The sequence below is a fragment of the Streptosporangium sp. G11 genome (assembly GCF_051192615.1).
Lineage (GTDB): Bacteria > Actinomycetota > Actinomycetes > Streptosporangiales > Streptosporangiaceae > Streptosporangium.
Genome location: NZ_JBPJUQ010000356.1, coordinates 1 through 662 on the forward strand (window position 1 = coordinate 1; position 662 = coordinate 662).

At 69.2% G+C, this 662-nt stretch carries 2 protein-coding genes; both read right to left on the reverse strand.

Annotated features, from left to right (window positions below):
- Positions 1-290, reverse strand: a 290-nt coding sequence (locus ACSDR0_RS51015) for an arsenate reductase ArsC (RefSeq protein WP_435296202.1), incomplete at its 3' end; no start/stop codon positions are given.
- Positions 283-662, reverse strand: a 380-nt coding sequence (locus ACSDR0_RS51020) for an arsenic resistance protein (protein WP_435296203.1), incomplete at its 5' end; no start/stop codon positions are given. The genes ACSDR0_RS51020 and ACSDR0_RS51015, both read right to left, overlap by 8 nt.

A 662-nucleotide genomic window follows, 5' to 3' on the forward strand; every position in this document is an offset into this window, starting at 1 on the left:
TAGCGTTTGCCGGGGAAGAACGGGCAGGCATCCCCGCAGCCCATGGTGATGACCACGTCGGAGTCCTGGACGGCCTCGGTGGTGAGGATCTTCGGCCTCTGGCCGGTGATGTCGATGCCGACCTCGGTCATCGCCGCCACGGCGGCCGGGTTGATGTTCTCGGCGGGCTCCGAGCCCGCGGAGCGGACCTCGATGCGATCTCCGGCCAGGTGGGTGAGCCAGCCGGCGGCCATCTGGGAGCGTCCGGCGTTGTGCACGCAGACGAACAACACGCTGGGCTTGTCAGGCATGAACCGATCCCTCAGAGGTGGTGGTGGCGGTAGGGGTGAACAGGCGGCGGCCCCGGAGGCTGACGTAGACGAGGGCGACCAGGACGGGTACCTCGATGAGCGGGCCGACCACCCCGGCCAGGGCCTGGCCGGAGGTGACGCCGAACACGCCGACCGCGACCGCGATGGCCAGCTCGAAGTTGTTGCCCGCCGCGGTGAAGGCGAGCGTGGTGGTGCGCTCGTAGCTCAGGCCGATCGCCCGGCCGGCCAGGAAGGAACCGCCCCACATGAGGGCGAAGTAGGCCAGCAACGGCAGCGCGATGCGGGCCACGTCCCCGGGCTGAGAGGTGATCGTCTCGCCTTGCAGGGCGAACAGGATGACGATGGTGAACA